The sequence below is a fragment of the Paraburkholderia sp. 22098 genome, assembly GCF_052045935.1.
Taxonomy (GTDB): domain Bacteria; phylum Pseudomonadota; class Gammaproteobacteria; order Burkholderiales; family Burkholderiaceae; genus Paraburkholderia; species Paraburkholderia caledonica.
In genome coordinates, this window is the sequence record NZ_JBQEPV010000021.1 from 22,842 (window position 1) to 36,037 (window position 13,196).

Genomic DNA, 13,196 nt, shown 5'->3' on the forward strand with positions numbered 1-13,196 from the left:
GCTCACGCATTGGTCAGTCTGGATTTCGCATCGACCCACAACGGAAAGCTCCGAACATGAAGCTCGCGTTACGCAAGGCTCGTCTCATCGCGCATCTGCTGCATGGCATGTGGATCGTGGCGACGCGCTTTCCGAAAGCTGACGCGGACCGGCGTCACGCGCTCAACCGCGAATGGTCGCTCAAGATGCTGCGCCTGTGCGGCATGCGGCTCGTCGTGCATAACGACGGCGCACGGCTCGATCGCGGTGCACTGGTCGTGGCCAATCACATCTCATGGATCGATATCTATGTGATCAATGCGTGGCGGCCCACCCCGTTCGTGTCTAAGGCTGAGATCCGCCAATGGCCGTTGGTCGGCTGGCTCGCGCAGCAACTGGACACCGTGTTCATACAGCGCGAGAAGCGCAGCGACGCAAAGCGGATCATGCATGAGCTGTCCGACCGTTTGAGCGCGGGCGAGCTGATGTGCGTGTTTCCGGAAGGCACGACGTCCAATGGCCTCGCGCTGCTGCCGTTTCACGCGAATATGTTTCAGGCGGCGGTGTCGGCCGCAGCGCCGGTGCAGCCGCTTTGCATCATGTACGAAGACGCGCACGGCCGGCAGTCCACGGCGCCTGCCTATATCGACGATGTCTCGCTCGCGGACTCGCTAGATATGCTGCTGCGCGGCGGGCCGTTGACCGCACATGTGTACGTGTGTGCGCCGCTTGCGGCGGGCGCGGACCGCCGTGCGTTGGCGGCGCAAGCGCAAGGCGTGATCGAAGCGGCGCTGCGGGAGATGCAGGGCGGTGCGGCAACAAGCGGCGCGCTCGTCGTGGAGCAGGCGGAATCGTCCGCATCCGCCGAAACAATGATTGAACCCGCCGACAGCTCGGCCCGCTCGCCAGGCGTCTAGATCCCGTACCGCCTAATTGCCCCCGCTCGACCGGCAGTTGTCGCATTGGACCTGAGTGAGTGTGCGCTGCCCCGGATTCTGCGCGAGCCGCACCGCTGACAGCTTTTCGCCCCACACGCAGCCAGAGTCGAGTCCGATCAGGTTGTCGCGCAACATCAGCCCTAGCGCCGCCCAATGGCCGAACACCACGGTCACGTTCGCAGTCTTGCGCCACGGCACGTCGAACCAGGGCATGCAGCCGGGCGGCGCGGCGTTCAGGCCGCCGCTGCTGCTGAAGTCCATCGCGCCTTCCGCATTGCAGAAGCGCACGCGCGTCAACGCGCTGCACGTGACGCGCAGCCGTTCGATGCCCTTCAGGTTCGGCGTCCATAGGCTCGGCTCGTTGCCATACAGGCCCGCGAGCGTCTCCTTCCAGTTCGGCTCGCGCAGCGCCCGCTGCAATTCGTCGGCCAGTTCGAGCGTGAGGCTCACGTCCCATTGCGGCACCACGCCCGCATGCACCATCAGCATGCCGTTCTCGAAATGCGCGATAGGGCGGTGACGGACCCAATCGAGCAGATCGGCGGCATCGGGCGCGGCCAGAATGTCGTCGATCGTATCGCCCTTTTTGGACTTGCGAATTCCCGCCGACACCGAGAGCAGATGCAGATCATGATTGCCCAGCACCGGCACCGCGCGATCGCCGAGCGCGATGATGTCGCGCAGCGTGGCAAGCGATTCGGCGCCGCGGTTAATCAGATCGCCCGCGAACCATAGTGGCGTGCCGGCTGGCGGCGCGGCCTTCGCGAGCAGTCGCTGGAAAGGCGTGCGGCATCCTTGCAGATCGCCGAAGGCCAGAGGCACGGGTTGCTGCTGCAAAACTGACGAAGGGGATGAAGGCGCGGTGGAGGGTGTCATCGAGGGAATGTTTGCGGTTCGATACACGCGGCGGCGCACGGAGCGTGCCGCGTTGGGCAATGCAGCAAGCGAGCGTGACATAATAGCCCGTTTGAAGCGCCGGTATCGCGCCACGCTCGCACTGCCGCTGTTGTCGTGGCACGCAATGAACGACCGGCGCGATATTGCATCACAACAAGATGACTCTCGTGAACGGAGAAAGCATGTCGTCTTCCCATGCGAAGCAACGGGTCCGCACGCTCGTCACCGGGGCGAGCGGCTTCACGGGCCGCTATCTGGTCGATAACCTGCTTGGTCGCGGCCATACCGTGATCGAAACCTTCGCCGGCCGCGGCGAGCGGGAAACGCCCACGCGTTTGAGGCTCGATATCACCTCGCCCGAAAACTGCCGGCGCGTGATCGAAACGGCGCGGCCCCACTTTATCGTTCATCTCGCTGCGATCAGCTTTGTCGGTCACGACGATCCGCTCGACTTCTACCGCGTCAACGTGATCGGCACGCTGAACCTTCTGGAGGCGTGTGCGGCGACCGGCCATTCGCCGCGCAAGGTGCTGATTGCGAGCAGCGCCAATGTGTATGGCAACGTGACGAGCGATGCGATCGACGAAAGCTTTCCGCTCACGCCGGTCAATCACTACGCGGCCAGCAAGGCGGCCATGGAAACGATGGTGCACACCTGGTTCGACCGGCTGCCTATCCTGATCGTGCGTCCGTTCAACTACACGGGCCGCGGACAGGCGTCGAACTTCCTCGTACCGAAGATCGTCGAGCACTTCGCGCGGCGCGAGCCCTCTATTGAACTCGGCAATATCGATATTGCACGGGATTTTTCCGACGTGCGCTACGTGGCGAGCGCTTACGAGGCGCTGCTCGATTCCGAGGCCGCCTCCGAGACCGTGAACGTGTGCACTGGCACGCCCTATACGTTGCGCGAGATTCTGTCGGCCGCAAGCGACCTGACCGGCCATGAGTTGCAAGTGCACATCAATCCCGCTTTCGTCCGGCAAACCGATGTCAAAGTGCTCGCCGGTTCGCCCGCGAAGCTGCGCTCGTTAGTGCCCGAGGTGCAAGCCATCCCATTCATCGATACGCTGCGCTGGATGCTTGCGGCCTGAGCGCGTGAAGCGGGCGCTCCGTGTGCTTCAACTCCACCGGGCCTGGAAGCGGCGCGGCATACACCCGTTCCCCCTTCGACCCCGTTCCCGATCACGCCGCTGTGCGTAGTGAGGAGGTCGCGTCTAGACCTCGTGTTGTGCGCGCGGTGGTGATGCGGTAAATGCGATGTTTGGCACGCGACTTCGGCAAAATATACCCGACGACAGACGTCAAGCTGTTTCAAGCTGTTAGGATTCTCGTTTTTGTTCCGTGCAGCTATATAATCTGGGGTTCATAAGATCGGCGTCTGAGCGTCTGCCTGCTGTGCGCTGGCAGCGGGCGGCGAATTAATTGGACTCCACAACGCGGGGCGAGCGGGACGGCGAATCAATGCCGGGGCTATCGCCAACATCTGGAAGGGAATTACATGATCCTGGTAACGGGCGGTGCCGGCTTTATCGGCGCCAATTTCGTGCTCGACTGGCTGAATACGTCGGACGAAGCGGTGCTGAATGTAGACAAGCTGACCTATGCCGGCAATCTCGGCACGCTCAAGTCGCAACAGGACAATCCCCGGCACGTGTTCGTGCGCGCGGATATTTGCGACCGCGCCGCAATGGACGCGCTCTTCGCCGAGCACAAGCCGCGCGCTGTGCTGCACTTTGCGGCCGAAAGCCACGTGGACCGTTCGATTCACGGCCCGGCCGATTTCGTGCAGACCAACGTGGTCGGCACGTTCACGCTGCTCGAAGCCGCGCGAAGCTACTGGAACACGCTTGGCGACGCAGACAAGGCCGCATTCCGCTTCCTGCATGTCTCAACCGACGAAGTCTTTGGCTCGCTTTCCGCTACCGATCCGCAATTCTCCGAGACCACGCCGTACGCGCCGAACAGCCCTTACTCCGCGACCAAGGCTGGCTCCGACCATTTGGTGCGCGCCTACCATCACACGTACGGCTTGCCCACGCTCACTACAAACTGCTCGAACAACTACGGTCCGTACCAGTTCCCCGAAAAGCTGATTCCGCTGATGATCGCCAACGCGCTCGGCGGCAAACCGTTGCCCGTTTATGGCGACGGTCAGAACGTGCGCGACTGGCTGTATGTCGGCGACCATTGCAGCGCGATCCGCGAAGTGCTCGCGCGCGGCACGCCGGGCGAGACGTACAACATCGGCGGCTGGAACGAGAAGAAGAACCTCGACGTCGTGCACACGCTGTGCGATCTGCTCGATCGCCTGCGCCCGAAGGCGGGCGGTTCGTACCGCGACCAGATCACCTACGTGAAGGACCGCCCGGGCCACGACCGCCGTTATGCGATCGACGCTCGCAAGCTCGAACGCGAACTCGGCTGGAAGCCGGCGGAAACGTTTGAAACGGGTCTTGCAAAGACGGTGCAGTGGTATCTCGACAATCAGGCGTGGTCTGACGAAGTCGCTTCGGGAGACTACCGGAAGTGGGTTGAGACCAACTACGCGCAACGCGCGTAAGGGCACGGCAATGGCGCGCAAAGGCATTATTCTCGCGGGCGGTTCGGGCACCCGGCTCTATCCGATCACGCATGTCGTCTCGAAGCAGTTGCTGCCTGTCTACGACAAGCCGATGATCTATTACCCGCTCTCCACGCTGATGGTGGCGGGCATTCGCGACGTGCTGATCATCTCTACGCCGCAGGACACACCGCGCTTCGAAGCGATGCTCGGCGACGGCAGCCAGTGGGGCATGAACATTCAGTACGCGGTTCAGCCTTCTCCGGACGGTCTCGCGCAAGCGTTCATCATTGGCCGCGAGTTCGTGGGCAACGACCCGTCGGCGCTGATTCTCGGCGACAACATTTTCTACGGCCACGACCTCGCAAAGCAGCTCGAGCGTGCAAACAATCAGGCCGAAGGCGCGACCGTGTTCGCGTACCACGTGCACGACCCGGAACGCTACGGCGTCGTCGAGTTCGACCAGCAGTTCCGTGCATTGTCGATCGAGGAAAAGCCCACCAAACCGCGTTCGAATTATGCGGTCACGGGCCTGTACTTCTACGACAAGCAGGTATGCGACATCGCGGCGGACACCAAGCCGTCGCCGCGCGGCGAGCTGGAAATTACCGACGTCAATTCGCGTTATCTCGCCAATGCCGCGCTCAACGTCGAGATCATGGGGCGCGGTTATGCGTGGCTCGACACGGGCACGCATGATTCGCTGATCGAAGCCGCCACCTTCATCGCGACGTTGCAGAAGCGCCAAGGTCTCGTGGTCGCATGTCCCGAGGAAATTGCGTACCGCCAGCACTGGATCGGCGCCGAGCAGTTGCTGGCGCTCGCCGCGCCGCTCGCGAAGAACGCCTACGGCAAGTATCTGCAAAACATTCTTACGGATCAAGTTGCATGGCCATCCAAGTAACCGCTACGGTGCTGCCCGAAGTCAAGATCATCGAGCCGAAGGTATTCGGCGATGCGCGCGGCTATTTCTACGAGAGCTTCAATGCCGTCGAGTTCGCGGAGCACGTGCATAGCGGCGTGACGTTCGTGCAGGACAATCATTCGCGCTCCGCGAAAGGTGTTCTGCGCGGTCTGCATTATCAGATTCAACATGCGCAGGGAAAGCTCGTGCGTGTGGTCGAGGGCGAAGTGTTCGACGTTGCCGTGGATATTCGCAGGAGTTCGCCGAATTTTGGGAAGTGGCTGGGCGTGACGTTGTCGATGGAGAATCATCGGCAGCTGTGGGTGCCGCCTGGCTTTGCACATGGTTTTGTGGTGCTGTCGGAGTCCGCACAGTTCCTCTATAAGACGACGGACTACTGGTTCCCGGAGCACGAGCGCAGCATCGTGTGGAACGATCCGGACATCGGTATCGAATGGCCTGTCGATCTCGAGCCGCTGCTTGCGGCGAAAGATGCGGCGGGGAAAACGCTCGCCGAAGCGGAAGTCTATGCGTAAGGGTGTGATGGATCAGCAAGCCACCATTCTCGTGACGGGTGTCAACGGTCAGGTCGGGTATGAGCTGCTGCGCTCGCTGCAGGGGCTCGGGCGCGTGGTGGGGCTTGATCGTGCTGCGCTGGATCTCGGTAGTCCGGACGCGATTCGTCGCGTCGTGCGCGAGGTGAAGCCGACGATCATTGTCAATCCGGCCGCTTATACGGCGGTGGATAAGGCGGAAAGCGACCTCGAAGGTGCGCAGCGCCTGAACGTGCGGGCGCCTGCCCTGCTCGCAGAAGAAGCGAAACGCTTGGGTGCCGCGCTCGTCCACTACTCGACGGACTACGTGTTCGACGGTACGAAGGACACGCCTTATGTCGAGACCGATTCGGTCAATCCCCAGAACGTCTATGGCAAGACCAAGCTCGAAGGCGAGCACGAGATCGGGGCCAGCGGTTGCGATCACCTGATCCTGCGCACGAGCTGGGTGTACGGCACGCGCGGCAAGAACTTTCTGTTGACGATGCTCAAGCTAGGGGCGGAACGCGACGAACTCAGCGTCATCGCCGATCAGATTGGTGCGCCGACGTGGTCGCGTACGATCGCTGCGTTGACCGCTCACGTGCTCGTGCAGGCGACGCGTGCCGGGGAGCGCGGTCAGTGGTGGGCGCAACAGTCGGGTGTCTATCATCTGACGGCGGGTGGCGCGACATCGTGGCACGGATTTGCCGAGGCGATCTTCGAACTGTCGTCGCTCGCGAAGCGGCCCGTCGTCAAGCCCATTCCCGCATCATCGTATCCGACTCCGGCAACGCGTCCGGCCAACTCCCGCATCTCCAACGACAAGTTTGCTGCGGCGTTTGGCGTGCGTGCGCCGGACTGGCGTGAGGCGCTGACGTTGTGCATGCAGTAAGGGCCAGGCGCATTCAGCGCCCTGTGCAGCGATTCCTCTTTCCCCCGGAAGCCTATGTCCGTCATTGAAAGCGTCGTGATCAGACCGAAACTGGAACACTCGCTTCCAACAGTTTCGCGCGAGCGGCTCGCCGACGCTTCGGTGCTGGTGGTGGGCGACGTGATGCTCGACCGCTACTGGTTCGGCGACGTGAATCGCATTTCGCCTGAAGCGCCGGTTCCCGTCGTGCACGTGCAGCGCAGCGAAGAGCGGCTAGGCGGTGCGGCGAACGTCGCCTGCAACATCGCGGGACTGGGCGCCGACGCCGCGTTGCTATGCGTGGTGGGAATGGACGAACCGGGTGAGCGGCTCATGACCCTGCTCACTGAAAGCAACGTCAAGGCATGCGCCGAACGCGACCGTTCGATCTCGACGATCATCAAGCTGCGCGTCATCGCCCGGCAGCAGCAATTGGTGCGCATCGACTTCGAGGAAACGCCGACGAAAGAAATCCTACTCGCCGGCCTCGCGCGCTTCGACGCCATGGTCGAGCACTCGCGCATCGTGCTGCTCTCGGACTACGCGAAGGGCGGGTTGACACACGTTTCCAGCATGATTGCGACGGCGCGCCGTCTCAACAAGCCGGTGCTGATCGATCCGAAGGGTAGCGACTGGGAGCGCTATAGCGGCGCGAGCCTGATTACTCCGAATCGCGCGGAACTGCGCGACGTGATCGGCGCGTGGTCGTCCGAAGCGGATTTGACCGCGCGCGTGACGCAACTGCGCAAATCGCTCAGCATCGAAAACTTGCTGCTCACGCGGTCCGAGGAGGGCATGACGCTCTTCACCGAACACGATCCCGTGCACGTTCCTACGGCCGCGCGCGAAGTGTTCGACGTTTCCGGCGCCGGTGACACGGTCATCGGCACAGTCGCGGCCATGCTGGGCGCGGGGGTGCCGCTGCTCGACGCCGTTGGCTACGCCAATCGCGCGGCAGGCGTGGTTGTCAGCCGGGTAGGCACCTCGCCCATCTCCTACCACGACGTGTTCGCCGACGAAGCAGCGGTCTGACCGCTTTGTCCTGAACGAACCCAAGAAAACTATGACCATCATTGTGACCGGCGCGGCCGGCTTCATCGGCAGCAACATAGTCAAGGCGCTGAACGAGCGCGGCGAAGACCGCATCATTGCCGTCGACAATCTCACGCGTGCCGACAAATTCAGGAATCTCGTCGATTGCGAAATCGACGACTACCTCGACAAGACCGAATTCGTCGAGCGCTTTACGCGCGGCGACTTCGGCAAGGTGCGCGCGGTGTTCCACGAAGGCGCCTGTTCGGACACGATGGAAACCGACGGCCGCTACATGATGGACAACAACTTCCGCTTCAGCCGCGCGGTGCTGGACGCGTGCCAGGCGCAGCGGGCGCAGTTCCTGTACGCGTCGTCGGCGGCGATTTACGGCGGCTCGGCGCGCTTCGTCGAAGAGCGCGAAGTGGAAGCGCCGCTAAACGTCTACGGCTATTCGAAGTTCCTGTTTGACCAGGTGATCCGCCGCGTGCTGCCGACGGCGCAAAGCCAGATCGCGGGCTTCCGCTACTTTAACGTGTACGGCCAGCGCGAGGCGCACAAGGGCCGCATGGCGTCGGTGGCATTCCATAACTTCAACCAGCTCCGCGCGGAAGGCCGCGTGAAGCTGTTCGGCGAGTACAACGGCTACGCGCCCGGCGAGCAGACGCGCGATTTCGTCTCCGCGGAAGACGTGGTAAAGGTCAACCTGTTCTTCTTCGAGCATCCGGAAAAGAGCGGCATCTTCAACCTCGGCAGTGGCCGCGCGCAGCCATTCAACGATATCGCGATGAGTGCGATCAACACGCTGCGCGCGATGGAAGGCAAGCCGGCGATGACGCTCGACGAGCAGGTGAAAGAAGGGTTAATCGAGTACGTGCCATTCCCGGACGCGCTGCGCGGCAAGTATCAGTGCTTCACGCAAGCCGATCTCACCAAGCTGCGCGCGGCGGGCTACGACGCGCCGTTCCTGACGGTTCAGGAAGGCGTCGATCGTTACGTACGTTGGCTGGCGCGGTAACGGTGTCGGCGCAGTTACAGCCTGGCATCGTCGTGGTTTTCTATCACCCCGACGATGCCTGTATCGAGCGAGCCAATCGACTGGTCGATTTTGGCCAATGCGTGGTGGTCGACAACACCGAGCGCGTGCGTACGGCAGAAGACCTAGGGCTGAAGCCGGGGATCGCGTACATCGCGAACGGCGCCAATCTCGGCATTGCGACCGCGCTCAATCAGGGCGTGGAGCAGGTGCGGCGCGCAGGTTGCCGCAGCGTGTTGCTGTTCGATCAGGACAGCGAACCCTCCGTGCATCTGCTCCGCGAGTTGCCGGCCGTGCTGTCGCGCGAAGTCGAAGCCGGACATCGTGTGGCGCTGATCGGGCCGGCCTATGAGGACGTTCGTCTGGGCGGGATCGCGCCGTTCGTCCGTTTCGGGTTTCCCGCCTTGCAGCGCGTCGCGGCAGACGGCAAGAACTTGATCGACGTCGATTTCCTGATCACGTCGGGGTCGTGTGTGAATCTGGACGTGTGGCCGGAGATCGGTCCGATGGACGATTCGCTGTTCATCGATTTCGTCGATCTTGAATGGTGCATTCGGGCCAGCGCCGCAGGTTATAGCGTCGTGGGCGCGCCTTGGCTGCGGCTGGCTCACAAACTGGGCGGCGAACCGGTGAACATACTGGGACGAAGCTATCCCAGCCATTCACCGATGCGTCACTACTACTTGTTCAGGAATGCCGTCGAACTGATGAAGAGACGGTACATTCCGTGGAAATGGAAGGCGAACGAGCTGCTGAAGCTGCCGTTTCGCTTGGCGATATATGGTATCTGGCTCAAACCTCGCCGGCGCCATCTTGGGATGGCGTTGCTTGGTTTATGGCACGGACTGAGGGGCCGCAGCGGCCCGCTTGATTCCGCGCGTTGATAGATAGGCCTCGCGAAGCAGACACGCTTACGCGGGCAGTGAACTCCCTCGACTATAGCTATGTTCAACTTGATATTTGCAGACCTGAAGCAGAGTATGGCGTCCTACCGGTTGTGGACGTTGCTCGGCTGGCTTGAAATCCGTCAGCGCTATGCGCGCTCGCGTGTGGGGCCGTTCTGGCTGACCATCAGTATGGGGGTCATGATCGGCTCGATCGGCGTGGTGTACGGCTCGCTGTTCGGCCAGAAGATGAGCGACTATCTGCCGTTTCTGGCGATCAGCCTCGTGATGTGGACGATGTTCGCGCAGACGGTGCAGGAAGGCAGCATCGCCTACATCAACAGCGCGACCTATATCCGCCAGGCGGCCACGCCGAAGCTGATTTACGTCTTCCAAGTCATGTGGCGCAACCTCGTCATTCTTGCCCACAACTTCATCATCGTGCTGATCCTGCTCGCCGTCTATGGCGTGAAGGACTGGGCGGTGCTGCCCGTCTTCATTCCGGCGCTGCTGCTTTACCTCGCCAATGCGCTGTGGGTCGCAATGCTCGCAGGTCTGGTGTCGGCACGGTTCCGCGATTTGCCGCAGATCATTTCGGCGCTGGTCCAGATTGCGTTCTACGTGACGCCGATCATCTATCGCCCCGATTCGCTCAAGCGGTTTTCGTTTATTGTCGAACTGAATCCGCTCGCCCATCTGATCGAACTGGTCCGCGCACCGCTGATCGGACAGATGCCGTCACCGACGACGTGGTTCGTCGCGCTCGGTCTTGCGGTCGTGGGCTGGACTTTTGCGCTGGCTATGACCGGGCGCTATCTCAAACGCATTCCGTATTGGGTCTAGGAGAGCACTGTGGCATTTATTGAACTCAAAGGTGCATGTCTGGACCTGCCCATCTACGACGTGCAGGGCCGCTCGCTCAAGAAGCAGGTTCTTCGCATGGGTCGCCGCAACACGATCGCCGAAGACAGCGACGGCGTCGTCGTCGTCAAGGCGCTCGACAATGTCGATCTGCGTTTTGAAGCCGGCGACCGCATCGGTTTGATCGGCCGCAACGGCGCGGGCAAGTCGACGCTGCTGCGCACCATGGCGGGCATCTACACGCCGACGCGCGGCACAGTCGAAAGCAACGGCAAGATCGTGCCGCTACTCGATATCAGTCTCGGCATGGACGACAACTCGACCGGCATGCAGAACATCCGTCTGCGCGGTCTGCTGCTCGGCATGACGGACACGGAAATCAAGGCGAAGACCGAAAGCATCGTGCAGTTCTGCGAGCTGGGCGATTACCTCGATCTGCCGCTGCGCACCTATTCGAGCGGGATGCGGGTTCGTCTCGCGTTCGCTGTGTCGACGGCCGTGGACGCCGAAATCCTGCTGCTCGACGAAGTCATGGGCGTGGGCGATGCAGCGTTCATGCACAAGGCGCAAGAGCGTCTGTACGACCTGCACAGCCGCGCCGAGATCGTCGTACTGGCCATGCACGCAAATTCAGAGATCCGACGCGTATGCAACAAGGCGCTCTGGATGGACGGCGGCCGCGTGCGGGCGTTCGGTCCGGTCGAGAAAGTCGTCGCTGCGTACGAAGAGCAGGTTGGCTGACATGCGCTGGCATTCCGTGCCTGGGTCCGCATGCCGTGCCTGGCGCGCAGCCCATCAGGCAGTGCGCTCGCGCGGCGGAGTGTTGCCTGTAGCACGGGCTGCAATGGGCGTGCTCCGTCGGCAAGGCCTGGGCGGCGTGCGCAGTCTACTCTCGCGGGCTGCCAACGCCGACGATTACGGGGCGTGGATCGCCCGTTTCGATACGATCGACGCCGCCGCCCGTGCTGCGCTGCGCGAAAAAATCGCGGGGCTTGCAACGCGCCCGCGCATTTCCATCGTCGTGCCGGTGTTCAATCCGCAGGCGGAGCACTTGCGCGATATGCTGGATTCCGTGCTCGGACAGATCTATCCCGACTGGGAACTGTGTCTTTGCGATGACGCATCAACCGAACCTCACGTCGCGGAAATTCTCGCGCAATACGCTGCAGCCGATGCGCGCATCAAGACGACGCGGCGCGAAGTCAACGGGCACATTTGTGCGGCTAGCAACGATGCGCTCGCGCTGGCGACCGGCAGCTTCGTTGCGCTTCTCGATCATGACGACCGGCTGGCCGAACACGCACTGTACATGGTCGCGCGCTATCTTCAGCGGCATCCCGAGGCGAAGCTGCTGTATAGCGACGAGGACAAACTCACGCCCGGCGGAGAGCGCATCGAACCGTACTTCAAGCCGGACTGGGACCCCGTTCTCATACTCGGCCAGAATATGTTTTCGCACCTCGGCGTCTTTTCGACGGCGCTGATGCGCGAGGTCGGCGGATTTCGCGCGGGACTCGAAGGCACTCAGGATCACGATCTCGTTTTGCGTTGTGCGGAGAAAGTGGACGCTACCGCCATCGTTCACATTCCTCACGTGCTTTACCACTGGCGCATCAGCAAGCAAAGCACGGCGCGCGAAGTGGCGGCGAAGCCCTATGTTCGCGAGGCCGCGAAGCGTGCAGTGAAGGAGCATCTGCAAAGAACGGGCCGTGCCGCCGACGTCGAGTGGCTGCGCCCGACATCGTCGATGTTGCGTGTGCTTTTTCCGGTGCCCCAGCCGCAACCGCTTGTGTCGGTCATCATTCCGACGCGGGATAAACCGGACCTGCTGGTCCAATGCTTCGAGAGCCTGACGCAGCGGACTCGCTACGCGAATATCGAAATCCTGATAGTCGACAATGGCTCGACCGATGCGCGCGCACTGACGTTGTTGTCGCAGTACGCAGCGATGGAAAACTGTCGCGTAATACGCGACGACTCGCCGTTCAACTACTCGGCGCTCAACAACCGGGCGGCGGCACTGGCGCGCGGCAGCGTGCTTTGCCTGTTGAACAACGATATCGATGCGCGCGATCCGGCGTGGCTGTCGGTCCTGTGCGGCTATGCGATGCAGCCGGGCGTCGGCGCCGTGGGCGGCGCGCTCTGGTATCCGAACGAACGCTTGCAGCACGGCGGTGTCGTGCTCGCGGGCGACGCCGTCGCGGGCCACCTTCATCACATGCTCGGCCGCGAAGAAGCGGGCTACTTCGGTCGCGCGTTGCTGGCGCAACAGGTTTCCGCGGTGACTGGCGCATGCCTGGTGGTCAGGAAGGCGCTCTTCGAGCAGGTCGGCGGTCTGGACCCGGATAATCTCGGCGTCGCGTACAACGATGTCGATTTTTGCCTGAAGTTATATATGGAAGGCTATCGTAACGTGTTCGTGCCCTACGCCCGCCTCTATCACCACGAGTCCGCTTCCCGTGGTGCAGACCGGACCGGCGCGCGCGCCGCACGACTAGAGCGCGAAGCGGCATGGATGAGACAGCGGTGGGGCGTTAGGCTGGTGAGTGACCCGGCCTACAACCCAAATCTCGAAATCGAAGGCGGGCACTTTTTCCGATTGTCGGAATCGCCGCGTATAGGTCAGTTTGACTAGGCATCTCTAGCGGAATCAGCA

Annotated in this window: 13 protein-coding genes; 12 read left to right on the plus strand and 1 reads right to left on the minus strand. The window is 62.1% G+C overall.

Annotation, left to right across the window (positions count from 1 at the left end; translation table 11 throughout):
- The first annotated feature begins 56 nt into the window (after positions 1–56).
- A complete protein-coding gene (locus ACTJLB_RS30190) occupies positions 57–896 on the plus strand; it encodes a lysophospholipid acyltransferase family protein (RefSeq protein WP_440785406.1) in 840 nt (279 codons plus the stop codon).
- 12 nt (positions 897–908) lie between these two features.
- On the opposite strand, the gene ACTJLB_RS30195 is transcribed toward ACTJLB_RS30190, so the two are convergent.
- On the minus strand, positions 909–1,793 hold the full coding sequence (locus ACTJLB_RS30195) for a symmetrical bis(5'-nucleosyl)-tetraphosphatase (protein WP_440785407.1): 885 nt from the start codon (positions 1,791–1,793) through the stop codon (positions 909–911).
- A 203-nt stretch (positions 1,794–1,996) separates the two neighbouring features.
- On the opposite strand from ACTJLB_RS30195, the gene ACTJLB_RS30200 reads away from it, so the two are divergent.
- The 11 genes from ACTJLB_RS30200 to ACTJLB_RS30250 all read left to right on the plus strand — a co-directional run bounded on the left by ACTJLB_RS30200 (position 1,997) and on the right by ACTJLB_RS30250 (position 13,175).
- Complete coding sequence (locus ACTJLB_RS30200; protein ID WP_440785408.1) at positions 1,997–2,908, plus strand: GDP-mannose 4,6-dehydratase; 912 nt, start codon at positions 1,997–1,999, stop codon at positions 2,906–2,908.
- 407 nt (positions 2,909–3,315) lie between these two features.
- Positions 3,316–4,377: a dTDP-glucose 4,6-dehydratase gene (rfbB, locus tag ACTJLB_RS30205; protein WP_440785409.1), complete on the plus strand. Its 1,062-nt coding sequence runs from the start codon at positions 3,316–3,318 to the stop codon at positions 4,375–4,377.
- A gap of 10 nt (positions 4,378–4,387) precedes the next feature.
- Positions 4,388–5,281, plus strand: a complete 894-nt coding sequence (gene rfbA / locus ACTJLB_RS30210) for a glucose-1-phosphate thymidylyltransferase RfbA (RefSeq protein ID WP_440785454.1) — start codon at positions 4,388–4,390, stop codon at positions 5,279–5,281.
- Positions 5,266–5,817, plus strand: a complete 552-nt coding sequence (rfbC, locus tag ACTJLB_RS30215) for a dTDP-4-dehydrorhamnose 3,5-epimerase (RefSeq protein WP_440785410.1) — start codon at positions 5,266–5,268, stop codon at positions 5,815–5,817. The genes rfbA and rfbC overlap by 16 nt, the downstream gene beginning before the upstream one ends.
- Complete coding sequence (gene rfbD, locus ACTJLB_RS30220; RefSeq protein ID WP_440785411.1) at positions 5,810–6,709, plus strand: dTDP-4-dehydrorhamnose reductase; 900 nt, start codon at positions 5,810–5,812, stop codon at positions 6,707–6,709. The genes rfbC and rfbD overlap by 8 nt, the downstream gene beginning before the upstream one ends.
- Before the next feature lie 54 nt (positions 6,710–6,763).
- Positions 6,764–7,759, plus strand: coding sequence for a D-glycero-beta-D-manno-heptose-7-phosphate kinase (gene rfaE1, locus ACTJLB_RS30225; protein WP_440785413.1), 996 nt, complete (start codon positions 6,764–6,766; stop codon positions 7,757–7,759).
- Positions 7,760–7,790: 31 nt separating this feature from the next.
- Entirely contained in the window at positions 7,791–8,777 is a 987-nt protein-coding gene (rfaD, locus tag ACTJLB_RS30230; RefSeq protein ID WP_440785414.1) for an ADP-glyceromanno-heptose 6-epimerase, read from the plus strand.
- Between the two features lie 2 nt (positions 8,778–8,779).
- Entirely contained in the window at positions 8,780–9,679 is a 900-nt protein-coding gene (locus tag ACTJLB_RS30235) for a glycosyltransferase family 2 protein (protein ID WP_440785415.1), read from the plus strand.
- A 60-nt stretch (positions 9,680–9,739) separates the two neighbouring features.
- Entirely contained in the window at positions 9,740–10,522 is a 783-nt protein-coding gene (locus tag ACTJLB_RS30240; protein WP_440785416.1) for an ABC transporter permease, read from the plus strand.
- A gap of 9 nt (positions 10,523–10,531) precedes the next feature.
- A complete protein-coding gene (locus tag ACTJLB_RS30245; RefSeq protein ID WP_440785417.1) occupies positions 10,532–11,281 on the plus strand; it encodes an ABC transporter ATP-binding protein in 750 nt (249 codons plus the stop codon).
- Between the two features lie 103 nt (positions 11,282–11,384).
- Positions 11,385–13,175: a glycosyltransferase family 2 protein gene (locus ACTJLB_RS30250; RefSeq protein WP_440785418.1), complete on the plus strand. Its 1,791-nt coding sequence runs from the start codon at positions 11,385–11,387 to the stop codon at positions 13,173–13,175.
- Positions 13,176–13,196 lie beyond the last annotated feature (21 nt).